The sequence below is a fragment of the Caulobacter sp. GW821-FHT12D05 genome, from assembly GCF_058807295.1.
Genome location: NZ_JBXAQO010000001.1, coordinates 114,775 through 138,205 on the forward strand (window position 1 = coordinate 114,775; position 23,431 = coordinate 138,205).

Annotated in this window: 20 protein-coding genes; 8 read left to right on the forward strand and 12 right to left on the reverse strand. The window is 68.3% G+C overall.

Features of this window, described 5'->3' with window-relative positions; all coding sequences use genetic code 11:
• Positions 1 to 71 precede the first annotated feature (71 nt).
• From AC1RRR_RS00625 to treF, 4 genes are all read left to right on the forward strand, one after another.
• The gene (locus AC1RRR_RS00625; protein ID WP_492809680.1) at positions 72 to 611 is read left to right on the forward strand and encodes an RNA polymerase sigma factor; all 540 of its coding nucleotides are present in this window, start codon (positions 72 to 74) and stop codon (positions 609 to 611) included.
• Between the two features lie 8 nt (positions 612 to 619).
• Positions 620 to 1,696, forward strand: coding sequence for a FecR family protein (locus AC1RRR_RS00630; protein WP_492809682.1), 1,077 nt, complete (start codon positions 620 to 622; stop codon positions 1,694 to 1,696).
• Positions 1,697 to 1,753: 57 nt separating this feature from the next.
• A complete protein-coding gene (locus AC1RRR_RS00635) occupies positions 1,754 to 4,318 on the forward strand; it encodes a TonB-dependent receptor (protein WP_492809683.1) in 2,565 nt (854 codons plus the stop codon).
• Between the two features lie 141 nt (positions 4,319 to 4,459).
• Positions 4,460 to 6,028 (forward strand): alpha,alpha-trehalase TreF, encoded by a 1,569-nt coding sequence (gene treF / locus AC1RRR_RS00640; RefSeq protein WP_492809685.1) that lies wholly within the window; start codon positions 4,460 to 4,462, stop codon positions 6,026 to 6,028.
• Positions 6,029 to 6,096: 68 nt separating this feature from the next.
• Here the strand turns inward: treF and AC1RRR_RS00645 are convergent, their stop codons facing one another.
• Positions 6,097 to 8,427, reverse strand: a complete 2,331-nt coding sequence (locus tag AC1RRR_RS00645) for a TonB-dependent receptor (RefSeq protein WP_492809687.1) — start codon at positions 8,425 to 8,427, stop codon at positions 6,097 to 6,099.
• A gap of 189 nt (positions 8,428 to 8,616) precedes the next feature.
• Between AC1RRR_RS00645 and AC1RRR_RS00650 the strand changes: the two genes are divergently transcribed.
• From AC1RRR_RS00650 to AC1RRR_RS00660, 3 genes are read left to right on the forward strand one after another with little or no spacing between them, the layout of a single operon-like run.
• Positions 8,617 to 10,104 (forward strand): esterase-like activity of phytase family protein, encoded by a 1,488-nt coding sequence (locus AC1RRR_RS00650; RefSeq protein WP_492809689.1) that lies wholly within the window; start codon positions 8,617 to 8,619, stop codon positions 10,102 to 10,104.
• 24 nt (positions 10,105 to 10,128) lie between these two features.
• Complete coding sequence (cobO, locus tag AC1RRR_RS00655) at positions 10,129 to 10,743, forward strand: cob(I)yrinic acid a,c-diamide adenosyltransferase (protein ID WP_492809691.1); 615 nt, start codon at positions 10,129 to 10,131, stop codon at positions 10,741 to 10,743.
• On the forward strand, positions 10,740 to 11,156 hold the full coding sequence (locus tag AC1RRR_RS00660) for a DUF1636 domain-containing protein (RefSeq protein ID WP_492809693.1): 417 nt from the start codon (positions 10,740 to 10,742) through the stop codon (positions 11,154 to 11,156). Before cobO ends, AC1RRR_RS00660 begins: the two co-directional genes overlap by 4 nt.
• A 112-nt stretch (positions 11,157 to 11,268) precedes the next feature.
• Here AC1RRR_RS00660 and AC1RRR_RS00665 read toward each other — a convergent pair whose 3' ends face one another.
• A complete protein-coding gene (locus AC1RRR_RS00665; protein ID WP_492809694.1) occupies positions 11,269 to 11,733 on the reverse strand; it encodes a PaaI family thioesterase in 465 nt (154 codons plus the stop codon).
• Between the two features lie 85 nt (positions 11,734 to 11,818).
• Between AC1RRR_RS00665 and AC1RRR_RS00670 the strand changes: the two genes are divergently transcribed.
• Positions 11,819 to 12,403 carry a TetR/AcrR family transcriptional regulator gene (locus AC1RRR_RS00670; protein ID WP_492809696.1) on the forward strand — a complete coding sequence of 195 codons (585 nt, stop codon included), beginning with the start codon at positions 11,819 to 11,821 and terminating at the stop codon, positions 12,401 to 12,403.
• Here the strand turns inward: AC1RRR_RS00670 and AC1RRR_RS00675 are convergent.
• The 10 genes from AC1RRR_RS00675 to AC1RRR_RS00720 form a co-directional block, all read right to left on the reverse strand.
• A complete protein-coding gene (locus AC1RRR_RS00675) occupies positions 12,400 to 12,582 on the reverse strand; it encodes a hypothetical protein (protein ID WP_291875144.1) in 183 nt (60 codons plus the stop codon). The genes AC1RRR_RS00670 and AC1RRR_RS00675 overlap by 4 nt on opposite strands.
• 22 nt (positions 12,583 to 12,604) lie before the next feature.
• Positions 12,605 to 14,833 carry a transglycosylase domain-containing protein gene (locus tag AC1RRR_RS00680; RefSeq protein WP_492809698.1) on the reverse strand — a complete coding sequence of 743 codons (2,229 nt, stop codon included), beginning with the start codon at positions 14,831 to 14,833 and terminating at the stop codon, positions 12,605 to 12,607.
• A gap of 235 nt (positions 14,834 to 15,068) precedes the next feature.
• The gene (locus AC1RRR_RS00685) at positions 15,069 to 15,479 is read right to left on the reverse strand and encodes a Ros/MucR family transcriptional regulator (protein ID WP_492809700.1); all 411 of its coding nucleotides are present in this window, start codon (positions 15,477 to 15,479) and stop codon (positions 15,069 to 15,071) included.
• A gap of 60 nt (positions 15,480 to 15,539) precedes the next feature.
• Positions 15,540 to 17,087, reverse strand: a complete 1,548-nt coding sequence (locus tag AC1RRR_RS00690) for a SulP family inorganic anion transporter (protein ID WP_492809702.1) — start codon at positions 17,085 to 17,087, stop codon at positions 15,540 to 15,542.
• The gene (locus AC1RRR_RS00695; RefSeq protein ID WP_454715436.1) at positions 17,084 to 17,779 is read right to left on the reverse strand and encodes a carbonic anhydrase; all 696 of its coding nucleotides are present in this window, start codon (positions 17,777 to 17,779) and stop codon (positions 17,084 to 17,086) included. Before AC1RRR_RS00695 ends, AC1RRR_RS00690 begins: the two co-directional genes overlap by 4 nt.
• Positions 17,780 to 17,946: 167 nt before the next feature.
• Entirely contained in the window at positions 17,947 to 19,269 is a 1,323-nt protein-coding gene (locus tag AC1RRR_RS00700) for an ATP-binding protein (protein ID WP_492809704.1), read from the reverse strand.
• Between the two features lie 27 nt (positions 19,270 to 19,296).
• The gene (locus AC1RRR_RS00705; RefSeq protein ID WP_492809706.1) at positions 19,297 to 19,998 is read right to left on the reverse strand and encodes a response regulator; all 702 of its coding nucleotides are present in this window, start codon (positions 19,996 to 19,998) and stop codon (positions 19,297 to 19,299) included.
• A 239-nt stretch (positions 19,999 to 20,237) separates the two neighbouring features.
• Positions 20,238 to 20,462, reverse strand: a complete 225-nt coding sequence (locus AC1RRR_RS00710; RefSeq protein WP_492809708.1) for a hypothetical protein — start codon at positions 20,460 to 20,462, stop codon at positions 20,238 to 20,240.
• Positions 20,463 to 20,488: 26 nt separating this feature from the next.
• Positions 20,489 to 21,136 carry a hypothetical protein gene (locus AC1RRR_RS00715; protein ID WP_492809709.1) on the reverse strand — a complete coding sequence of 216 codons (648 nt, stop codon included), beginning with the start codon at positions 21,134 to 21,136 and terminating at the stop codon, positions 20,489 to 20,491.
• Positions 21,137 to 21,269: 133 nt separating this feature from the next.
• Entirely contained in the window at positions 21,270 to 23,264 is a 1,995-nt protein-coding gene (locus AC1RRR_RS00720) for a phytase (protein ID WP_492809711.1), read from the reverse strand.
• Between the last annotated feature and the right edge of the window lie 167 nt (positions 23,265 to 23,431).

Here is a 23,431-nt window from a genome sequence, read left to right on the forward strand (position 1 = left end):
CAGGCGCTCGAAAAGCCGGCCCCGCGAAAAATCTTCGCGGGGCCGGTGTGCGTGAGGGGGCGATGTGCGTCATGACTGTCGAGAGCAGTCATGAGGTGAAAGCCGTGGGGCAGGCGACGCCACACGATCTTCGAGGGTTGGATCGGCGCTACAGGCCAGCGCTGATGGCCTTCTTCATGCGCCGCGCCGCCACCCACAGCGACGCCGAGGACATGACCCAGGAGCTGTTCGCCAAGCTGGCGCGGGCGGAAGACCCGGCCATGCAGAACCCTGACGCCTATGTCTTCCAGATGGCCGCCAACCTGCTGCGCGACCGCCATCGGCGCGAGCGGGTGCGGGCCGGCTATCGCGCCGCCATGGCCGGCGACCCCATCGACCTGGAGCCGATCGATCCCGCCCGCATCCTGCAGGGCCGCGAGGACCTGGGCGAAGTCTCAAAGGTCCTGCGCGAGCTGCCCGAGCGGACGCGGGCCATCTTCCTGCTGTATCGTCTGGAAGGCATGAAGCAGGCGGAACTGGCCACCCTTTACGGCATGACCACCAGCGGCGTGCAGAAACACATCCTCAAGGCCATGGGCCATTTGACGCGACGCCTGAGGGCGAACCCATGAGCGGAGCAATGGACGACAAGCTGGATCTCGCCGCCGACGCCGCCGCCGAATGGTGCGTGCGCCTGTCGGAGGGTGACCTCTCGCCTGCCGAGCAGACGGCCCTGGACGCCTGGTTCGCCGCCGACCCGATGCACCGGGAACTGCTGGACGACGCCGTCGCCGCCTGGCGGGCGGTGGACGAGCAGGCCTCGCTGCCCGGCATGATCGCCCTGCGCGGCGAGGCCCTGAACGACCTGCGCCGCGCCCAGCGCAAGCAGTGGTCGCGCAAGCCCGGCCCGCGCGTGGCCATCTGGAGCGCCGCCGCCGCGGTGGTCGCCGCCGTCGCTCTGGGCGGGGCGCTGACCTGGCGGGCCAGCCTGCCGGACGTCTATCGCACCACCGAGGGCGAGCGGCGGATCGTCGAGCTGGCTGACGGCTCGCGCGCCTCGCTGGACGCCGACACCGTGCTGAAGGTCCGCTACGACGGCGATCGTCGCCGCCTGTGGCTGGAGCAGGGCCGGGCCAAGTTCGCGGTGGCCAAGGATCCGCTGCGGCCGTTCTCGGTCGCGGCCGGCGGCAAGCTGGTGGTCGCCACCGGCACCACCTTCAGCGTCGAGCGCGTCGCCGACCAGATGAGGGTGGTGCTCTATGAGGGCCATGTGGCCGTGCTGGACGGCGAGGGCGCCAAGGGCCGTCCGCCGCCGCTGCTGCGGGTCAATGGCGCGCCGACCGAGAAGTCGCTGACCCCCGACCACGAGCTGGTCGCCCAGGTCAATTCCGAGGCCGCCTCGGTCATGCCCGCCGATCCCACGCGCGCCGGCGCCTGGGAGACCGGCCAACTGGTGTTCCAGGACGAGCCCATGTCGCTGGCCGTCGAGCGCGTGAACCGCTACGCCCGCGAGAAGCTGCGGATCGGCGACCCCACCGTGGCGAACCTGCGCATCAGCGGCGTCTTCACCTCGGGCGACACCCGCGCCTTCATCGACGGCGTCACTGCCGTGCTGCCCGTCCGCGCGGTGAGCGGGCAGGGCGGCGAGACCGTGCTGCGGGCTTTCCAGCGCCAGCCAAAAAACTTCACCGAAGGCGGTGAGTCCTCGGTGGAGTGAGGCGTCTCACTTACCGAAAGCGCCGATAGACAAAACAAGCGGCGCAGGGAGGGACGTATGAGCAAGTCTTTCGACCAGCGCTGGCTGCTGGGCGCTTCGGCGGCGGTGTTGATGGCTTTTGCCGCGCCAGGCGCGGTCTCGGCGCAATCACGTGAGCAAGCTTTCGATATTCCAGCCCAGGACCTGGCCGGCGCCCTGCGCGCCTTCGGCCGCGCCTCGGGCAAGCAGCTGGCCTTTGACGAGAGCCTGACGCGCGGCAAGAAGGCCCCGAAGCTGAAGGGCGCCTACACCGCCGACGAAGGCCTGAGCCGCCTGCTGTCGGGCTCGAACCTGGTGGTCCAGCCCACCGCCAGCGGCGTCTACGCCATCCGCGAGCGGCCGCTGCTGGTCAGCGCCAGCGCCGCCGGTCAGGCCGCCGCGCCCGCCACCGCCGTAGAACAAAGCCGCCCCGAAGAGCCCGCGCAAGTCGAGGAAGTGATCGTCGTCGGCACGCCCGGCGGCGCCGGCATCGACAAGCTGTCGGCCAGCTTCGCGGTCACCACCGTCAACGCCCAGGACATCCTGAAGGCCTCGCCCAAGAGCAGCGCCGAACTGCTGTCGCTGGTGCCCGGCGTGTGGGTCGAGACCTCGGGCGGCGTGGCCGGCGCCAATGTCTTCGTGCGCGGCTTCCCCGCCACCGGCGACGCCGAGTTCCTGACCATCCAGCTGCAGGGCTCGCCGATCTATCCGCCCTCGACCCTGTCGTTCCTGGAGAACTCGTCGATCTTCCGCGTGGATGAGACCATCTCGCGGATGGAAGCCCTGCGCGGCGGTCCCAACCCGATCTTCTCGAACGGCCAGCCGGGCCTGACGACAAACTTCATGCTCAAGGAAGGCGGCCCGGAGACCAAGGGTCTGATCAAGGCCACGACCTCCGACTACGGCCTGCGCCGCGTCGACGGGGTGATGAGCGGCAAGCTGGCCGACGACCTCTACTTCATGGCCGGCGGCTATGTGACTCGCTCGCCGGGCATCCGCGACACCCAGTTCGACAGCGAGAAGGGCCAGCAGTTCACGGTCAACCTGACCAAACGGCTGGAGCGCGGCAAGGTCAATGTCTACGCCCGCTTCACCGACGACCACGGGGCCTGGTACCTGCCGTTCGCGGTCAATGTGCCCGGCATCGACAAGGGCGAGTACACCCAGCTGGGCGACTTCTCGCGCCAGCAGACCCTGCAGGTTCACGCCAACGGCCGCACCCGCGACTTCGACCTGGCCCATGGCCGCGGCTGGAAGGGCTATGTCGCCGGCGGCAGCTTCGAGCACGAGTTCGGCGACGGCTGGACCATCCGCGACCGCTTCAGCTTCACCAAGGGCGACGCCGACACCTACGGGCTGGTACCCGACGGCGGGGCGGTGACGGCGGCTTCGGTCGCGTCCGTGATCGGCGGCCCGGTCCGCCTGCGTGGCGGGGCGACCCTGGGCGCGGGCGACTATGTCCAGAACTGGGGCGCGTGGATCGTCGAGAAGGACATCGAGGCCTTCGTCAACGACTTCAGCATCAGCAAGACCATCGGCGACCACGCGATCTCGGCCGGTTACTACGCCTCCAGCTTCTCGTCGGACGACTTCTGGACCATCGGCAACTTCAAGCCGATGCAGGTGAAGGCCAATGGCGACTACCTGGCCGCCAACGTCTCTTGCGCCAACCTGGCGACGGCCGGGAGCGGCTCGGGCTGCTGGGCCTATGGCCTGACCTCGAACGGCGATGGCAAGGTCAACGCCTTCTACCTGGCCGACAGCTGGAAGATTAGCGAGGCGCTGCGCCTGGACGTCGGCGTGCGCCACGAAACCTTCGACACTGACTATGTGGTCGACGACGGCAACGGCTATCCGGACGGCCTGGCCATCCGCACGATCGACTACAGCAAGAGCAAGCTGTCCTACACGGCTGGCCTGAACTTCGATCTCAACGAGACCTCGGGCGTCTTCGCGCGGTATTCCAAGGGCTACAAGTTCCCAAGCTTCGACAACTTCCGGGAAAACCTGAACGACATCCTTAGCGTCAAGCAGTACGAGCTGGGCTACAAGCTGCGCTCGGGGCCGTTCGAGCTGTACGCCACGGGCTTCGCCAACAGCTTCGACGGCGCCAAGTTCGCCGATGTCGGCGGCACGCTGGAGACCAACTCCAACAAGGCGCGCGGCATCGAGCTGGACGGCCGCTGGCGCTCGGACTTCGGCCTGTCGTTGGCCCTGAACGGCACCCTGCAGAAGACCGAGATCAAGAAGTCCTCGATCGTGGCCAATAAGGGCAACAGCGCCCAGCGCCAGCCCAACTGGCAGATCCGCTTCACGCCCAGCTACGATGTCCGCATCGGTGAGGTCGCCACGACCTTCTACGGCACGGTCAGCGCGGTGGACGACCGCTGGGGCGACAACGCCAACACCCAGAAGCTCAACGGCTACACCAAGGTCGACCTGGGCGCGATCTTCAACGTCGGCGACTTCAGCGTCCAGGTCGCCGCCGACAATCTGACCGACAGCCATGGCCTGACCGAGGGCGATCCGCGTTCCACCAGCGGCGCCAATGCTCGCCCGATCCTCGGGCGATCGGTGCGGCTGTCGGTGGGGTATAACTTCTAGTCTTTGACCCAAACTCCGTTTGCCCGGCGAAGGCCGAGGCCCAGATCGTAGGGCTGTGCGTTTCGGATTATCGTCCAGCGCTCAGGCTGCATCTGGACCCCGGCTTTCGCCGGGGAGACGGTTGAAGGATAGATCGAATTGATGGTCCGCCTGATCGCCGCGTCGCTTGCCGCTCTCCTGCTGTCTTCGGCAACCCACGCCGAGGAAGCCGCGAAGATCCCGACGCCGGCGGACACCTATCAGGAACTGTTCCACCAGGTTCAGACGCGGCGGATCTTCCTGGACGGCAAGACCTTCGTCGACGCCACGCCCCGCCGCGCGCCGGCGAAAATCATGGCCGACTATCGCGCCCACGCCCGGTTCAGCGATGCGGAGCTGAAGCGCTTCGTGCGGGCCAACTTCATCGTTCCCGAGGCGGGCGCGGCCCCCAAGCCCAGCGCCGCGCGGCCACCGCTCAAGGATCACATCGCCGCCCTGTGGCCGCACCTGACCAAGCCGCCGGTGAAGCCCGTGGCCGGCGGCTCGGCCCTGGCCATGGCCAAGCCCTTCGTCGTGCCGGGCGGGCGCTTCCGCGAGATCTACTATTGGGACAGCTACTTCACGATGCTGGGCCTGAAGGCCGACGGCCGCGACGACCTCGTGGACAACATGATCGACGACTTCGGCGGGCTTATCGACGCCTATGGCCATATCCCCAACGGCGCGCGCAGCTATTATCTGAGCCGCTCGCAGCCGCCGTTCTTCTACGCCATGGTCGGGTTGTCGCCGGCCCACCGCAACCCGGACGCCTACAAGGCGCGCGTCGCCCTGATGCGCCGCGAGCACGCCTTCTGGATGGCCGGCGAGAAGGACCTCAAGCCCGGCCAGGCTCACCGCCGTGTCGTCGCCCTGGCCGACGGCACGATCCTGAACCGCTACTGGGACGATCGCGCGACGCCGCGCGACGAGTCCTACCGCGAGGACCTGGAGACGGCGCTGAAAAGCTCGCGCCCGGCCGCCGACCTGTTCCGCGACCTGCGGGCCGGGGCCGAGAGCGGCTGGGACTTCTCCTCGCGCTGGATGGCGGACGGCGCGAACCTGTCGACGATCCAGACGACCGCGACCGTGCCGGTGGACCTCAACAGCCTGATGTACGGCCTGGAGACGGCGATCCTGAAGGGCTGCATGATCCTGGCCGACTGGCCCTGCGTCGAGGACTTCGACAAGCGCGCCAAGGCCCGCAAGGCCGCGATCGACACGTGGCTGTGGGCGCCGGAGAAGGGCGCTTATCTCGACTACCAATGGAAGACCGGCCAGCGCCTGGACCACCTGAGCGCGGCGACCTTCTACCCGCTGTTCGTCGGTGCGGCCGACGAGCGCAAGGCTCACGTTGTGGCCCAGAAGGCCTGGGACGAGCTCTTGGCCCCCGGCGGCTTGCGCAGCACCACCGTCCGCACCGGCCAGCAGTGGGACACGCCCAACGGCTGGGCGCCGCTGCAATGGGTGGCCGTCTCGGGCCTGCGCCAATATGGCGAAGACGCCCTGGCCGCCGAGATCGCCAAGCGCTGGCTGGCCACGGTTGAGCGCGAGTACCAGGCCAGCGGCAAGATGCTGGAAAAGTACGATGTCGAGGAAGCCAAGGCCGGCGGGGGCGGGGAGTATCCCACCCAGGACGGCTTCGGCTGGACCAACGGCGTCACGCGCGCGCTGATGGATCCGCCCAAAAACTGAAGGCGCCAAGTAAAAAGGCTCTCCCCGTCGCCGGGGAGAGCCCTTCAAGACGCAGCGCTGTAGGGCGCTTAGAACTCGAAGCCGATCGTGCCGAAGAACTGGCGCGGGGCCGACGAGTGGAACACCAGGATGCTGCCGGCGGCATCATCCGGGGCGAACACGCTGCTGTCGAAGTTGGCCGCGTGGCGTTCGTTCGTCAGGTTGCTGACGTTCAGCGAGGCCTTGGCGCCCTTCATGAAGCCGGTCGGGGCGAACTTGTAGCTGACGCCCAGGTCGAAGGTCGTGTAGCCGCCGAAGCCCTGGTCGTTGGTGTAGGTGTAGTAGCGACGGCCGGTGTACTTGCCCTGCAGCATGGCCGAGAAGCCGCCCTGCTTGAAGGTCAGCACGCTGGCCAGCATTTCCTTGGGCGTATCGACCTGCTGCTTGCCCTTGGTCTGCTTGATCACGCAGGTGGTGGTGCACCAGTTCAGGTCTTCGTCGTAGGTCGACTTGCTGTACGAGACCGAGTTGTACCAGTTCAGGAACGACGTGGCCTTCCACAGCACGCCCAGTTCGGCGCCCTTGCTGGTGACGCCGCCGGCGTTGTGGAAGGAGTTGCCGCAGCCGGGGTTCTGCTGCTGGTTGGTCGGGCAGGGGTTGTACTGCAGCAGGCGGTTCTGGAACTTCACGTCATAGGCCGCGACCGAGACCTGCAGGTTGTCGCCGACATAACGGTAGCCGGCGTCGAAGCTCTTGGAGGTTTCCGGCTCCAGGTACTTGCCCTGGGCGTCCCACACGGCCTGCGAGACCGACTGCGGGCCCAGCTTAAAGCCGCCCTGGAACATGGCCATGTTCTCGGCGTAGCTGGCGAAGATCTCGTGGCCCGGCGCAATGCGGTAGCGGGCGCCGATCTCGGGCAGGAAATTGTCCGAGGCCTTCAGCGAGCCCGACGCGAACTGGGTCGCGGCGGCGGCCGGGGCCTTGGCGATGCCGGGCAGGGCCTTGGCGTTCGACTTGGCGACGGTGCTCTTGAAGCCGAATTCGACGCTCAGGGCGTCGTCCAGCAGGTTGATGGTGTCCTGGACGTAGAACTGCTGGGTGTTCCAGTCGGTCTTCTGGACCCACTGGGCGGTGTTGGGCTGGCCGTCCAGGTACTGGGCCAGGCTGAACGGGCCGGTGACGTTGGTCCAGATGTAGCGGGCGGCGCTGCTGGTGTTCTGTTCCAGCCACAGGCCGGCCTGCAGGTGGTTGAAGCCGTAGGTCCAGGCCAGGCTGGCGACCACGCCGTCACGGTCGATGGTGTAGCGCGTGTCGCGGATCTGGACGGGCAGGTCGTCGCTGGTGTCGGTCGTGCCCTGGTTGGACAGGCCGGTGATGAAGTTGTTGCCCGCGCCCTTGTCGGTGTGGCGATAGACCTGCATGTGCGCCTTCAGCGTCGACGTCACGTCGAAGTCGCCGGCGATGTAGAACAGGTCGTCGTTGCGCAGGATCTGGCCGTTGGTGAAGGTGACGTCGGCCAGCTTCTCAGGGGCCTTCGAGGTCACGCACTTGGCGGCCAGCGAGGCCACCGAGCAGGCCGCGCGGGCCACATAGTCGTTCCAGTTCGGCGCATAGCCGCCCCAGTCCCAGCCCAGGCGCGTGACCATGTCCTTGGACAGATAGGCGTCATCGGCCTGGTTGGTGCGCGACAGGTCGACGAAGGCGGTCAGCGAGCCGCGCTCGCCCTGATAGCGCAGCTTGCCGTTGAACTGCTTGCCGGTCGACTTGTTGTAGGCCGGCTGGTTCACGAACAGGTCCTGCTGGGCGTACTGGCCCGACACATAGGCCGACCAGCCGTTGTGCTCGCCGGTGTCGAAACGCACGAAGGTGCGGGCGCTGTCCTCGCTGCCGACGCCAGCATTGAACGACAGGCCCATGGCCTTCTTCGGATCGCTGGAGGTGTAGATCAGCGCGCCGCCCAGGTTGCTGGTCGACGGGATCGACAGGCCGGCGATGCCGGTGGCCAGATCGGCGCGGCCCAGGTTTTCGGAGATCAGGGCGCGGCTGATGGTCAGGCCGTTGTAGTTGTTGTAGGCGCCGTCACCCAGCGGCATGCCGTCCAGGCTGTAGCCCAGGTGGGTGGTGTTGAAGCCGCGAACCTGCAGCGACAGCGACTGCTCGTTGACGCCCAGGGCGTCGATCGACTGGGCGTTCACGCCGGGCAGGAAGTTCAGCGCCTTCTGGACGCTGGTGCCGGGCGGCAGGACTTCCAGGCTCTGCGGCGTCAGCGTATTGACCGAGCGGGTCTGGCCACTGCCGACGATGACGACGGCGTCCAGTTCGGTGTTGTCGGCGGCGGCGGCAGGCGCGTCGGCGGCCTGGGCTGCGGTCGTCATGAGGCAGGCGGCGATGGCCACCAGGCTGGCGGTTCTGAGCAGCATTCGGATATCCCCTGATACCGGTCGCCGCGCGGGATTCCCGTCTATGGCGCCGTTTTTGCGATGCGCCGCCTCTATTTCATGCGTTGATGACAGTTCTGCTGCGTCTAGATGACGGTTGCCGTCACAAAACCTACGCAGTCGCTGCCTAAGAGCGCCCCCAAGGTCTAGAAAGCACTTGAGGAGCTCACGATGTCGCGCCGCCGTCTCGCCGGAACCATTGTGGGTATCGCGGCCCTGGCCTTCGCGGCGGGAGCTTCGGCTCAGAGCGCGACCTACACGACCGCGCACTGGGACAAGACCCCTGGCGACGTGACCGTGCAGTTCGGCGGCAAGACCTATGTGAACCACGGCCTGGTCGCTGTCGGCTGGCTGCCGGCCGCGACGCGCGACTTCAACGGCGAGACCCTGGGCTCGTTCTCCAGCATGGCGCTGTCGGACTGGAAGAAGGCCGCCGACGGCTCTTACACGGGCGTGCTGCGCACCCTGCCTGATCGCGGTCCGAACAATGTCGGGCCGTTCAAGAGCACGACCGACTACGCCAACCGCGTCCACGAACACGCCATCAAGCTGGTCCCCGGCAAGGGCCTGACCATCACCCCGACCGGCGGTTTCCTGCTGAAGGACCAAGTCGGCCAGCCGTTCACCGGCATGGATCCGGGTTCGAATATCGTCGAGCGTAATGGCGTGCGGTACCCGTCGCCCGCCGCCGGCGGCGAGGGTGCGGGCAAGCTCAGCCTGGACAGCGAGGCGATCGCCTATCTGCCGGACGGGAGCTTCTACATCTCGGACGAATATGCGGCGGGCATCTATCTGTTCGACAAGACCGGCAAGCTGACCGGCGCGATCCAGACCGTGCCGGCGCTGCTGCCGATCAAGAAGGGCCAGCTGAACTTCGGGGCCGAGAAGGCGCCGGATCAGGGCCGCCGCAACAACCAGGGCCTGGAGGCCTTGGCCGTCAGCCCCGACGGCTCGCGCCTGATCGCCGTGCTGCAGAGCGCGGCCATGCAGGACCAAGGCGCCAACGCCGCCACGCGCAACAACACCCGCGTGCTGGTCTACGACATCAGCAAGACCAAGCTGCCCAAGGCTCCGATTGGCCACTACGCGCTGCAGCTGCCGACCGTGCGTGAGGCCGGCGACGGCCAGCCCGCCGACGTCACCGCCGCCCAGTCCGAGGCCGTGGCGCTGAGCAACGACCGCATCCTGCTGCTGGCCCGTGACGGCAATGGCCGCGGCAAGGGCACGGCCAATGCGCCGGTCTACAAGAGCATCCTGCTGGTCGACCTGGCGGGCGCGACGAACCTGGCCGGCACGCCCTACGAGCAAGAGGCCAAGCCGATCGCCACGGACGGCGTGCTGAACGCCGACATCAAGCCGGCCGCCCAGGCCGAGCTGGTCAACATCCTGAACCCGGTCCAGCTGGCCAAGTTCGGCGTGAACCTGTCGGTCAGCCCCTCGACCCCGACCAGCCTGCCCGAGAAGATCGAGGCCATGGCCATCGGCTCGGCCTTCGACAAGACCGGCGACGTCTTCCTGCTGGTCGGCTCGGACAACGACTTCGCCACGGCCAAGGGCCACGTCAACGGCCAGGACTTCGACGCCTCGCTGCACGGCGACACGGGGACCGGCGACAACAACAACCTCGTTTTGGTCTACCGTCTGAGCTTGCCGAAATAGGCTTGGCGGCCTAGGCGAGGCGTCATGAGCGAAGAAGCCAAGAACGCGCGCCATAACGCCAAGATGAAGGTCATCCAGGCGGCGCGCGCCAAGATGATGGCCGAGCGCCAGGTCGAGAAGGGCCTGCTGATCGTCCACACCGGGGCGGGCAAGGGCAAGACCACGGCGGCGCTGGGCATGGCCTGCCGGATGATCGGCCACGGCCGCCGGGTCAGCATCATCCAGTTCATCAAGGGCGCGATGGAGACCGGCGAGAAGGTGGTGTTCGACGCCTTTCCCGACCAGGTCGAGTTCCGGCCGATGGGCGAGGGCTTCACCTGGGACACCCAGGACCGCGCCCGCGACATCGCCGTGGCCCGCGAGGCCTGGGAGGTGGTGAAGGCCCGCATCCTCGACCCCGACGACTGGGACATGGTCATCGCCGACGAGCTGAACATCATCCTGCGCTACGACTACCTGCCGCTGGCCGAGGTGCTGGAGGTCATCGCCGCGCGGCCCGAGGGCAAGCACGTGGTGATCACCGGCCGCAACGCGCTGGAGCCCCTGATCGAGGCCGCCGACCTGGTCACCGACATGACCCAGGTCAAGCACCCGTTCCGGACCCATGGCGTGAAGGCCCAGGCGGGGGTCGAGTTTTGACCCTGCTGCGCGAGGCCGACGACGGCCCGGCGGTGGTGGTCTGCAACACCTGCCGTGTCTGGGCCGAGGAGCGCGAGACGCCCGACGGCGTGTGCGGCGGGGCGGTCCTGGCGGCGGCTCTGCGCGAGGCGGCTGCCAAAACTCCTGGCGGCACGGGCGTGGCGATCCAGGAGATGCCGTGCCTGTTCAACTGTGCGCAGCACTGCTCGATCCACCTGCGGGCGCCGGGCAAGATCGGCTACGTCCTGGGGCGGTTCGAGCCGACCGCCGAGGCGGCGCAGGCGATCGTGGAGTACGCGGTGGCCTATGCTGCAAGCGAGGAAGGCGTGGTGCCGTATCGTCAGTGGCCGGAGGGCGTGAAGGGGCACTTCATCGTGCGGGTGCCACCGGCGGGGAAGCTGGTGGGGGACTGAAATGCCTTGCGTGATCCTCGTCCTTCGACAGGCTCAGGATGAGGATCATGGTTAGGGCGGTTCATTAGAAACCTCATCCTGAGCTTGTCGAAGGACGAGGTTTCGGGCCCGCTCACGCGAACCCATCCACCGCCGCCTGTTCCGCCGGCCAGTGGTCGAAGCTCATCACGATCTGCTGCGCGGTCGCGTCCGCGATCAGCGCGCCGTCTTCCCGTCGGAACTCCGCCCGCGCCGTGATCAGCTGCCGTGTCCGCGCCACGACCTTCGCCTCGATCGCCAGCGGCTCCTCGCGAGCGACCTTCAGGAAGTTCACCTGCAGGTTCACGGTCCGAAACAGCCGGTCCCCCGGCACCACCGTCATGGCCGCGAACGCCAGCACCTGATCCGCCAGCGCGGCCAGATAGCCGCCGAACAACGACCCGTCCGCCGTGGCCAGCTCCGGCGCGGGCCGCCAAGACTTCCGCACCCAGCCTTCGCCCCAGTCGTCGATCAAGCCGAGCTTCAGGGTTTGCACGATCGGCGGCGGGGTCGCCGCGCCGGCCTTCAGTGCGTCGAGGCGTTCAGTCGCCCAGGTCATATTCGTCCCTCCGTGTGCTGCAACGGAAGGCTAGGGGACACGGCCGCGCTCTGTTACTCGACTTTCCAGGGGACGGAGAACCGCGATGAGCGCCGTTGAAAACATGCGGAAAATCCCGCGCCAGGGCCGGGCCCGCGTCTCGGTCGACGTCGTGCTGGAGGCGGCGGCTCAGGTTCTGGAGGCCTCGGGCGAGGCCGGGTTCAACACCAATGCGGTAGCCGAGCGCGCGGGGGTGAGCATCGGCACGCTCTACCGCTACTTCCCCGACAAGCAGGCGATCCTGCTGGCCTTGGCCATGCGGGAGACGCAGGCGCACCGGCGGACCGTCGTCGCGGTGGCCCAAGGCGACACTGGAGGTCTCGCCCGCGATCGGGCGATGATCCGATCGTTCGTCCAGGCTTTCGCGGGGCGCGCCAGAGCACGAAAGATCGCGGCGTCGGCCTTGTTGGCGGAGGCTGACCCTGTCGAGCTGGCGGAGGGTTTCGTGGCGGCGGAGGAGGGGCTCACCGACGCTCAGGGCCGTCCCCTGACCCGCATCCAGGCCTTCGTGCTGACACGGGCGATCCACGGCGCCATGCGCGCGGCGGTGCTGGAGGGCGCCGACTTTCTTGAGAGTCGCGAGTTCGAGGACGAGCTGGTGCGGCTGGGCCGCGCCTATCTGCGCGCCTAGCGCACCGGCCGCCGGACAGCCCAGGCCAGCAGCGCCGCCGACAGCAGGACGCCGCTCATCACCAAGCCGAAGGTGATCAGGCCCTCACGCGTGGCGCGGGCCTCGGCGCGGGCGGTGAACGGACCGGCCTTGGCCTCGGCGAGGGCCGACAATTCTTCGCGAACCAGGTCGTCGGACATGTCGGTCTCCTCTGGGGGCGGCTTAAGGGCGCGGCTCCGGGGGCGGGGGCGCTTGCGGCACGCCGCTGTTGGGCGCGGGCGGTTGTGGATCGGCTGGCGGGGTGGCCGTCAGCGGGGCGATCGGCAGGCCGTCGGGGCCGATCTCGCCTTCCAGCGACAGGCCCAGGTCCTCCAGCGGATCCTCCTCGACGGTCGGCGCGACCTGGCGACCCAGGGCGGCCAGCATGAAGGCCTTCCAGATCTTGGCGGGCTCGCCGCCGCCGACCACGCCGTTCATCGAGCTGTTGTCGTCATTGCCGACCCACACGCCGACCACCAGGTCGTCGACGTAACCGACGAACAGGGCGTCGTGATAGTCCTGGGTGGTGCCGGTCTTGCCGAAGGCGCCGGGGATGGCCGCTTCCAGGCCCGTGCCGCGATGGGTGGCCGAGCGCAGCAGGTCGCGCATGCCCAGCAGCACCTTGGGGTCATAGGCGGTGGTCTTGGGCTTCTGGAACGTGTCCAGGCCGTGAGCGACGACCGGATACTCGCCGGCCGCGATCGAGGCATAGGCGGCCGTCAGGCGCGTCAGGCTCATCGAGCCGGTGCCCAGGGCCATGGTCAGGTCGTCGGGGATCTTTTCGGTCACGCCCAGCTGGCGGGCGACCTTGATCACCTTGGCCGGACCCAGATCGTGGGCCAGGCGCACGGCGGCCACGTTGGACGAGGCGGCGAAGGCGGTGATCAGCGGCACCTCGCGGTCGCGATACTTGCCCTCGTGGTTCTTGGGCATGTAGCCGCTGACCTGCACCGGCGTGTCCAGGATCGGGCTGGTGGAGGTCATGCCCGACTGCAGGGCGGCCAGATAGACGAACAGCTTGAACGACGAGCCCGGCTGGCGCGCGCCATCGGCGCGGTTGAACTGGCTGGCGCCGTAGTCGCGGCCGCCGACCATGGCGACGACGCGGCCATCCTTGCGCATGGCCACCAGGGCGCCCTGGGTGATGTTCAGGACCTTGCCGTCGCGGGCGATGTAGTCGTTGAGGATCCGCTCGGCCTTCTCCTGCATCTCGGGATCCAGGGTGGTCTTGACGATGGTCTCGCCGTAGCGGGCGCCGATGGCGGCGCGGGCCTGGGGCAGGGCCCAGTCGGCGAAGTACGAGCCCGTCGGCAGCTTGTCCTCGATCTCGACCGGCGAGACGTCGCCCACCGCGTCGGCCTGGGCCTGGGTGATGGTCTTGGTCTCAACCATGGCGCCCAGCACCACGCGCATGCGCTCACGGGCGCCTTCGATATTGTTGGTCGGGGCCAGGCGCGAGGGCGCCTTGACCAGGCCGGCCAGCATGGCCGCTTCGCCGACCGACAGCTGCTCAGGCTGCTTGCCGAAATAGTGGCGGGCCGCCGCGCGCAGGCCAAAGGCGCCGTCGCCGAAATAGACCGACGACAGGTAGCGCGACAGGATCTCTTTCTTGGTCAGCCGGGCTTCCAGATAGACCGCGATCATCGCTTCTTGCGCCTTGCGACGCAGGTTGCGGTCGCTGCTCAGGAAGGCATTCTTGGCCAGCTGCTGGGTGATGGTCGAGCCGCCTTCCGACACGCCGCCGGCCTGGGCGTTCTTGCCCAGCGCGCGGGCGATGGCCTTCGGGTCGACGCCCATGTGGCTGTAGAAACGGCGGTCCTCGATCGAGATGAACGCGCCGGGCACGTAGTCCGGCAGCTTGGCCACGTCGATCGGGGCTTCCTTGTACGAACCCCGGCGGGCGATCGGCGAGCCGTCCTCGGCCACCAGCACGATAGCCGAGTTGGTCAGCGGCTCCAGGGCGCGGCTCAGGGGCAGCGACCAGAACAGCGAGGCGAACAGCACGACGACCAGCACGACGGCGGCGGCCGCGCCGATCAGCCAGGCGGGGCGCTTCCAGATCGGCGGCTTTTTGGGCGTGACCGGCTCGGCCGGGGAAAGGGCGGCTTCCGGGACCGTTTCGACGGCTTCCGGCAGCTCGGTTTCGGCGGGCTCGGGCGGGGCGTCTTCCGGGAGAGCCTCGGGTTCGGCGACCGGTTCTTCGACGGCTTCCGGCTCGGGCGCGACGTCCTCGACGACACGCGGCTTGCGCACGCGGCGCGGCTTGGGTTCGGCGGGCGTTTCTGACGAGGTCTCGGGAAGCGCGGCCGCCTCGGTCATCGCGGCGCTGGCGCGCGGCTTGCGAGGCTTCCTGGGCTTGGGCGCCGCCGGGGTCTCGGCAGGGGTGTCGTTCGGATCGTTGGGATCGGACATGAGACTCGGCGCTCGCTTCGGGCGCAGGCCCTCAACCGTGGTCGGGCTCAATACCACAGGGCCAGGACAAGCCAAGCGCGGTGAAAGGGAAGTTTTTGCGGCCCACGCCCTTGAACGGGATTTGTCCGATCATAGATGGAAACCCGTGAGGCTGTTGGCCTCTGCCCTTCCTGGGGCGTTTCCTCCCTAACTCCTTTAGCCCGGACGGTTTTCGCCCGGGCTTTTCTTTTGCCTACTACTCGGCCGCGACCGCGATGCCGCCAAAGCGCTGGGCGCGGGCGGCGCTGGAGCGCAGGTCCGAGAAGCTCTGGGCGACCAACGGATAATCGGACGGCAGGCCCCACTTGGCGCGGTACTGGTCGTCGGTCAGGCCCAGCTGGTTCAGGTGGCGGCGCAGCGAGCGATAACGGCGGCCATTCTCGAAGCTGACGATCGCGTCGGGCGTGACGCTGGCGGCGATCTCTTCGGCGGTCGGCGCGGACACCAGCAGGGGCGTGGCGGACGGACCGGCGAACACCGCCTCGAGGGCGGCATAGGTGCGGGCCGTCAGGGCCGGCAGATCGTCGGGCGAGACGGTGTTGTTGCTGAGATAAGCGCACAGAACCTGGGTGGCGATGTCAGCGGCGCGTTCCTGGGCTTTGTTCATCTTGTTGGTCTCACGAAGAAAACCCGGGAGCGCTGGGCGCTCCCGGGAAGGCGGGTGGGATTAGTGGGCGAGGGCCGCGCGCAGGCGGTCCCCGAAGGCGCAGGAGCTGGGGAGCTCGACGTTCACCCCGGCCCGGGCCTTGCCTTTCAGCCAGTCGCTGAGAGCCTCGGCGACGGTGTGGTCCAGGCTGGTCAGGCCGCGGGTGTTCAGGCGGACCCGGCCCTTGTTCGGGGCGCCGTCCAGGACCTTGGCGATCTTGGGCAGCTGGAGGAACGTGGCCGCGCCTTCCAGTCGGATCTCGCTCTCGTCCTCGCTCAGGCGGTGCTGGGCGACGCTGAGGCGCATCTTCTTCAGGTTGGGGATCAGCTCGAGCAGGGTCAGGGCCATGCCGACCAGCACGCCGGTCAGGAGGTCCGTGGCCACGACCATGGCGAAGGTCGCCGCCCAGATCAGGGCCGGCAGCAGGCCGTAGCGCGCGAACAGGTGGCGCACGTGCTGCAGGCTGACCAGCTTCCAGCCCGTGACGACCAGCACGCCGGCGAGGGCGGCGCTGGGCACCATGCGCAGAAGCCAGGGCAGCAGGGCGACGAAGGCCAGGATCCAGACGCCGTGCAGGATCGCCGACATGCGGGTCATGGCGCCGGCCTGGACGTTGGCCGAGCTGCGCACGATCACGCCGGTCATCGGCAGGGCGCCGACCATGCCGCACAGCAGGTTGCCGACGCCCTGGGCGCCCAGCTCCTTGTTGTACTTCGTGCGCTCGCCGTCGTGCATGCGGTCGACGGCGGCGGCCGACAGCAGGGTCTCGGCCGAGGCGATGAAGGCCACCGCGATGGCGGTCACCAGCAGCATCGGATCGGCCATCTTGGCGAAGTCCGCGACACCAGGGATGGCGATCGCCGCGGCGATCGATTCCGGCACGATGATCTTCTTCACATCCAGGGCGAAGACGGTCGCCAGCACGGTGCCGGCCACGACGCCCAGCAGAGCGCCAGGAACCAGCTTCAGGGCCTTGGGACGGAACTTCTCCCACAGCAGGATCGAGCCGATCGTCACCACGCCGACGGCCAGGGCGGCCTCGACCTGGGTCAGGGTCGCGAACTGCACGCCGGCCAGGGCGCCGGGGATGGCGGCCAGGTTCTGCAGGCCGTGGGCCTTGGGCGAGTCGCCGAACAGGACGTGGAACTGGCCCGCCACGATCAGCACGCCGATGCCGGCCAGCATGCCGTGCACGACGGCCGGCGAGATGGCGCGGAACCAGTTGCCGAGCTTGGCGGCGCCGGCGATCAGCTGGATGGCGCCGGCGACGACCAGGATCGGGCCCAGCATGGACAGGCCGTGCTTGGCGACGATCTCGAAGACGATGACGGCCAGGCCGGCGGCGGGACCGCTGACCTGCAGGGGCGAGCCGGCCAGGGCGCCGACGACGATGCCGCCGATGATGCCGGTGACCAGGCCGCGTTCGGCCGGAACGCCGGAGGCGACGGCGATGCCCATACACAGAGGCATCGCCACCAGGAAGACGACGATCGAAGCAATGAAGTCACGCGACAGGATCGTACCGAAACCAGCCTTCGCGCCGGGGGAGGAGGCGGAAGCTTGGGTCATTCGGCGGCGATGCCCAGGTGGTCGGCGGCGACCATGCGCTTGGACGGGCGTTGGGCGACGGGCAGGGGCGAGCCTTCATAGACTTGCTCGAACTGGCCGGTGTCGCCGTTATAGGCCTGGATCTGGCCGGTCTCGATCTCGAAGAACCAGCCGTGCAGGGTCAGCTTGCCCTGGGCGATGGCCGAGGCCACCGACGGGTGGGTGCGCAGGTGGTTCAGCTGGACGACGACGTTTTCCAGCGACAGGGCGCGGGTCGTGCCGTGCTCGTCCAGGCCATGATAGGCGTTGCAGACGACGCTGTGGGCGGCGTGGGCGTGACGCAGCCAGGCGGCCACGTTCGGCATCTTTTCCAGGGCCGCCGGGTTCGAGAACGCCTTCATGGCGCCGCAGTCCGAGTGACCGCAGACGACGATGTCGCGCACGCCCAGGGCCATGACGGCGTATTCCACGGCCGACGAGACGCCGCCGTTGGCTTGGCTGAACGGCGGGACGATGTTGCCGGCGTTACGGCAGACGAACAGGTCGCCGGGCGCGGCTTGGGTGATCAGCTCGGGCACGACGCGGCTGTCGGCGCACGAGATCATCAGGGCCGAGGGGCTCTGACCGTGGCTGGCCAGACGCTCGTAGAGCGCGCTCTGGGCGGGGAAAACCTGACCGCGAAACAGCGCGGCCCGTTCGAGAAACTGTTCCAAGGCAACCTCCGTACAAGTAGCCGCCGCGACGCCTGGAAAAGGGGGGAAGGGCATCGCGGCGGGCGTCTAACGGGCAGAGCCCGACGCAGTACGAAGGTGGTTTCTGGGTTTTGCTGCGTTGCAGCGGCTTTGTGACAAAGGATGTCCGCAAAGCGCAGTTGGAACCGCTACAGAGCGGGCAGTCTCAGCTCTACGCGCAAGCCGCCTTGCGGCCGGTTCTTCAGCACCAGGGCGCCGCCCTCGCGCTGCAGGATCTGCTGGACGATGGTCAGGCCCAGGCCGAGGCCCGCGGTGTTGCGGGCGCGGGCGCTGTCCAGGCGGTGGAAGGGCTGCAGCACCTCGGCCAGCTCATTCTCCGGGATGCCGGGACCGTTGTCCTCGACCGCCAGCACCGCGGTGCGGCCCTCGCGGGTCAGGGTCACCATCGCGTCGCCGCCATAGTGCAGGGCGTTCTCGACAATGTTGCTGATCGCCCGTTTCAGCGACACGGGACGCGCATGGACCGGCAGGTGGTCGAAGCCGGCATAGGTCGCCTGGCGTTCGGAGTCGGTGGCGTTGTCGACCACGGTCATGGCGATGGCGGCCAGGTCGGTGCGGCGTTGCGGTTCGGGATCTTCCTGGCCGCCCAGATAGGCCAGCAGCGAGTCGAGCATGGCCGTCATCTCGTCGACATCGGCCTCCAGCGCCTCGCGGGCTTCGGCGTCCTTCACGAAGCCGGCCCGCAGGCGCAGGCGCGACAGGGGCGTGCGCAGGTCGTGGCCGACGGCGGCCAGGGCCTCGGTGCGGGTCGTCAACAGGCCGGCGATGCGGTCCTGCATGGCGTTGAAGGCCTCGGCGACCAGCTTCAGGTCGCGGGCCCCGCTCTCGGCGATGCGGACATGGGCGCCTTGCCCGACCTTGTCGGCGGCCTCGGCCAGGGCGCGCAAGGGACGGCTGAGGTTGTGCAGCACCAGGGCGGCGGCGGCGATGACGCCCAGGCCCAGGATGAAGGCCGAGCCCACGCTGCTCAGCAGCACTGCCCAGGGCGCGGCGCGGATCTTGGTCTTCAGGGTCAGCCAGGAGCCGTCGCGCAGGCGCACCGACGCCTTCAGATAGGTGTCGCGCGGCAGAGCGTGGTCGGTGTCGGCGTTCAGGCGCAGATCGCGGCCGCGCAAGGTGGGCTCGGCCTCGCGCAGGCGTTGCTTCAGCTGGTTTTCGGCCGGGCGGTTGCGGTCGACCAGGTGGGGCAGGGGCGACCAGGTCAGCTCGGTGGCGCGATTGGAGATCATCGCCGCCTCGGCCTCGCGCTCATTGGTCGGGCCGGTCTCCAGAATCGTTTCAGCCGCGACCAGCTGTTCGGCTGCGCGGCGGATCTGGTTGTCTCGATTGGGGTAGAGCCGACTGTTCTCGAACAGGATCGAGCTGCCGACGAATTCCAGCGCCACGGCCAACATCAGCACCAGGGTGACCTGGCCGACCAGGCGCTGCGGCCACAGCCGCAGAAGCTTCATCGTCGCTCCCGATTCATCGCAGCCCGATTATCGACGTTCGACTGGGGCGGTGAAGATATAGCCGACGCCGCGCACGGTGCGAAGCAGGGCCTCGGCCTGACCGGTGACGGCCAGCTTGCGGCGAAGGCGGCTGACCAGCACGTCGATGCTGCGATCCGAGGCGTCCGAGAAGCGGGCGCGCGACATCTCCAGCAGGCGCTCGCGACCGATCACCCGCTGGGGCGAGCTGACGAAGGCCAGCAGCAGGTCGAACTCGGCGCCCGACAAATCAACGAAAGCGCCATCGGGCGACAGCAGCTCGCGGCGGCCCGGATCCAGGCTCCAGCCGGCGAAGGTCATCTGCTGGTGACCGCGGGGCTGGCTGGACTGGGCCCCAGCCTGGGTGCGGCGCAGGATGGCGCGGATGCGGGCGATCAGCTCCTTCTTGCTGAAGGGCTTGCCGATATAGTCGTCGGCGCCCAGCTCCAGGCCGATCAGGCGGTCGGTCTCGTCGTCGCGGGCGCTGAGCATGACGATCGGCACGTCGCTCTCGCGACGGATGCTGCGGCACAGGTCGAAGCCGTTGCTGCCGGGCAGCATGACGTCCAGCAGGATCAGGTCGACCTTGTTGGTCTCCAGCACCCGCGCCATCTCGGCGCCGTGGCCGGCGCTCAGCGGCTGGAAGCCTTCCTCGCGCAGCAGTCGCATCAAGAGGGTGCGCAGCGCCGGATCGTCCTCGACGATCAGCACGGAAGGCGCGAGCGGCGCAGTCGCCATCTCACGCGGTAAAGCGATCGTTCCGTGACCTGAAGAATCCATACGCCTAGGCTACTTAAGCGCGGCTGGGCCGCGGACAAGGTCTTAGCACATGGCTTCGACCGGAAACGGTGACGAAAGGTCGCCCTCGCGTGCGGTTTGCAGGTTAGGGGTTGCACGCGAGGGCGGACCGCCGGGGGCTCAGATCCCCAGCGGCCGTTCGGAAGCCGGGCCTAGCTGGCGCGGCAAGCCTTGTCCTTGCTCTCGGTTTGACCGGCCTTGGGGGCGCAGTCAGCCGAGGCTTGGGTATTGGCGGCGGCGGCTTCGGCCTTCTTCTTGGCGGCCTTCTTCTTGGCGACCTCTTCGGTGAAGGTCAGGCCGGTGCCTTGCGGGCCCGCGAACGCCGGGGAAGCGACGACGCAGGCGGCCGCGAGGGCGAGGGATGCGAGAACTTTCATAGGAAACTCCGTATGCGACAGGCGGCTTAGCTGCCCGAGGCGGTGTCGGCCGCCGCCTGGGTGGCGGGCAGGGCGCGACGGTAGGTGTCGACGGCCTTCAGCAGGCCCTCGATCTCGGCGTGGGTGATGGCGGTGCGGTGCTCGTAGCCCTTGGGCGAGGTGAGCTTGTAGGCCCAGGCGCCCGGCTTGGCGGCGGCGCTGCGCAGCTCGGCCTCGGAGATGCCGAACGAGACTTCCTCGCGGCACACTTCCGGCGCTTCGAAGAAGAAGCAGTGGCTGGCGTTGTCGCGGATCTTGGTCAGCGGCGCTTCGACCGGCCATTGGCTGGTCTGGTACGACACCTGGCCGTAGTGGCGGATCGCGCCCGGGTACATCACGGTCTGGCGCACCTCGAAGCGGGTGGCGCCCGAGCGCTTGTCGACGAAGGCGCGCAGGTGGTTGTCGCTGGCCGGCGACTTCAGCAGGCCCTGACCGGCGCGGAAGCCTTGTTCCGAGCTGATCACGGTCTCGACGTCCAGCGGATCGTCGATGACCTGGGTCTTGGCGTGGAAGTGGGCCGCGGTGAGGGCAGTCTGCTTGGCGGACAGTTTGACCGGCTCGGCGCCGGCCGTCCCGGCGACGGCCACGCCGCCGGCCAGGGTCAAAGCCAACAAAATATTACGGGTCGTGATCATCCAATTTCTCCCGGCAGTGGCCGCCCTGGGGGACGAGCGGCCCTGCTACGGGTCTGAGATTGGCGACGCCGCCTTGCGGCTCTGCATCGCGTTCGTGACAAAGAATGACAGGCTAAGCTGTCGACGGATTCCCTTACGGCTTCAGCTTTTCCGCGATGGCCGACCACGGGACGAGCTTGAAGTTCTGGTGTTCGGGCGGGGAAATATTGCGGCCGTCCTGGGCCACGAACGCTCCGCCTTCCAGGCCAGGACCCAGGTTGGCGCTGCTGACGTCCAGGCCGTCGGTCTCGGAGATCCCGTCGATCGACTTGCTGCCGTCGGCGGTGACCGCGAAGCTGCCGACATAGGCGTTGTCGCCCTCGCGGCGGAACACGGCGTAGGTGTTGTTGCCCTGGCTGGACAGCACCAGGAAGCCCTTGCCGCCGGCCTGGGCATAGAGGCCGATGCCCTCCAGGTCGTCCTTCAGGGCGGGGTTGTCGGCGATGCGCGCGACGACCTTCTTGGCCGAGCCGACCTTGGCGTCGGCGCCCAGCCGCCAGAGGGCGACGTCTTCCTCGGCCACATAAAGCGCGCCGGTCTCGTCGTCGGCGACGCAGCCCTCGGTCTGGGTGTCGAAGCGGATGTCGCGGACAGCCTCGGCCTTGACCTTGCCGGCCGGGGTGGCGGTCAGCTTCCATTGTCGCACCAGGCCATCCGGATCGCTGATGAACACGAAGGTCCCGCCCTTGCGGTCGCGGTACATGCACAGGCCGTAAGGATCGGAAAGGTTCGTGGGCTGAAGACCGTCGGCGACATTGCTCAGCAGGCGTGTCTGCGGATCGATCGTGTAGAGCGCGATCGACTTGTGCGTCCGGTCGCTGGCGGCGATCAGGGTCACGGTCTTGCCGCCCAGCTTGAAGCCGCCGCGCAGGTCGACATTGTTCATCTTGCCGTCGGGCAGGAACTGCAGGCGCTGGCCCGACAGGTCATAGACGGCCAGGCCGCCCTTCTTGTCGGTGGCGATGACGGCGCTTTTGGCGGGATCGGTCGGGTGGACCCAGATGGCCGGATCGTCGGCGGCGTCGCCGTCGTGGTCGACCGGGACGGTCTCCATGGTGGCGTGGACCAGAGCGACCTTGCTCTTGGGCGCGGCCGGGGCGTCGACGCCGACGGGGAGCTTCAGAGCGGCGGCGATGTCGGCCCAGGACAGGACCTGGCTGTGGGCGCCTTGCTTGCGATCGTCGGCGATCAGCAGGGCGCCGGCCGGCAGGCTGGCGCCGACGGGCGTGCGCAGGCCAAACAGCGCCGAGGGGTTCTGGATCGCCCCGGCCTTGAACCCGCCCAGGAACTTGTCGCCCGCGCTCCGGTCATAGACGTTGAAGTCGCCCGCGTCGGCGTTGGCCGCGACCAGGTAGTTGGCGCCCGCGCCGCCATCGATGACGGCCAGGCCCCCGACCTCACCCTTGATGTGGCCCAGGCGGTTGATGTCGACGATGGTCGGGACCGGCTCGGCCTCGGGATCGGCGTCGTAGCGCCACACGCCCACTGCGGCTTGCGCGACATAGAGGGCGCCGGTGGCGTCGTCGGCGACGCAGAACTTGGCCTCGGACGACAGGCGCAGGCGGCGGACTACGCGGCCGTCCATCTGGCCGCCTTCGGTCGGATACAGCAGCCACTGGTCCAGCTGGCCATCGCGGCCCATGGCGAAGGCATACAGCGCGCCATCGCGGGCGCTGCGGTGCAGGCACAGGCCTTCGCCGGAATAGCCCAGCGCCAGCGGCTTGGCGTTCAGCGCCGAGACCTGGCCGCTGGCGTAGTCGCGGGCGAACAGGCGCATGGCGCCGGCCTGGGTGTCCAGCACGGCCAGGATGGCGCGCTTTCCGTCGTCACGCGCGTCGACCGCCTTGACCTCGCCGCCGGGGACGGAGGCGATCCTCTGGCCATCCAGGCCGTAGAACTCCAGCCCCGCCAGCTTGGCGGTTGCGGCGATCACGCTTTTCTTCGGATCGCTGGGATCGCGCAGCAGCACCACGCCATTGGTCCCGCCCTGGGCGGTCGGGACGGTGGTCGCCACGGGCTGCACTTGAGCCAGGGCCGGCGCGGCGATGGTCAGGGCCAGCAGGCTGGCGGCGAGTTTCAGGCGGTTCATGGCGGCCCCTCCGGTCACGTTTGCGAGGCGGACCCCTAGACGGCGGCCGCTGACGCCTGGCTGACGAACCGCGTCATATGAACGGCATCGGACACATGACGATGACAGCCAAGCTTCCTCGATACGGGGACGCGAAACGTTCAAGCGTGCTCGCCCGTTGTGCGCAC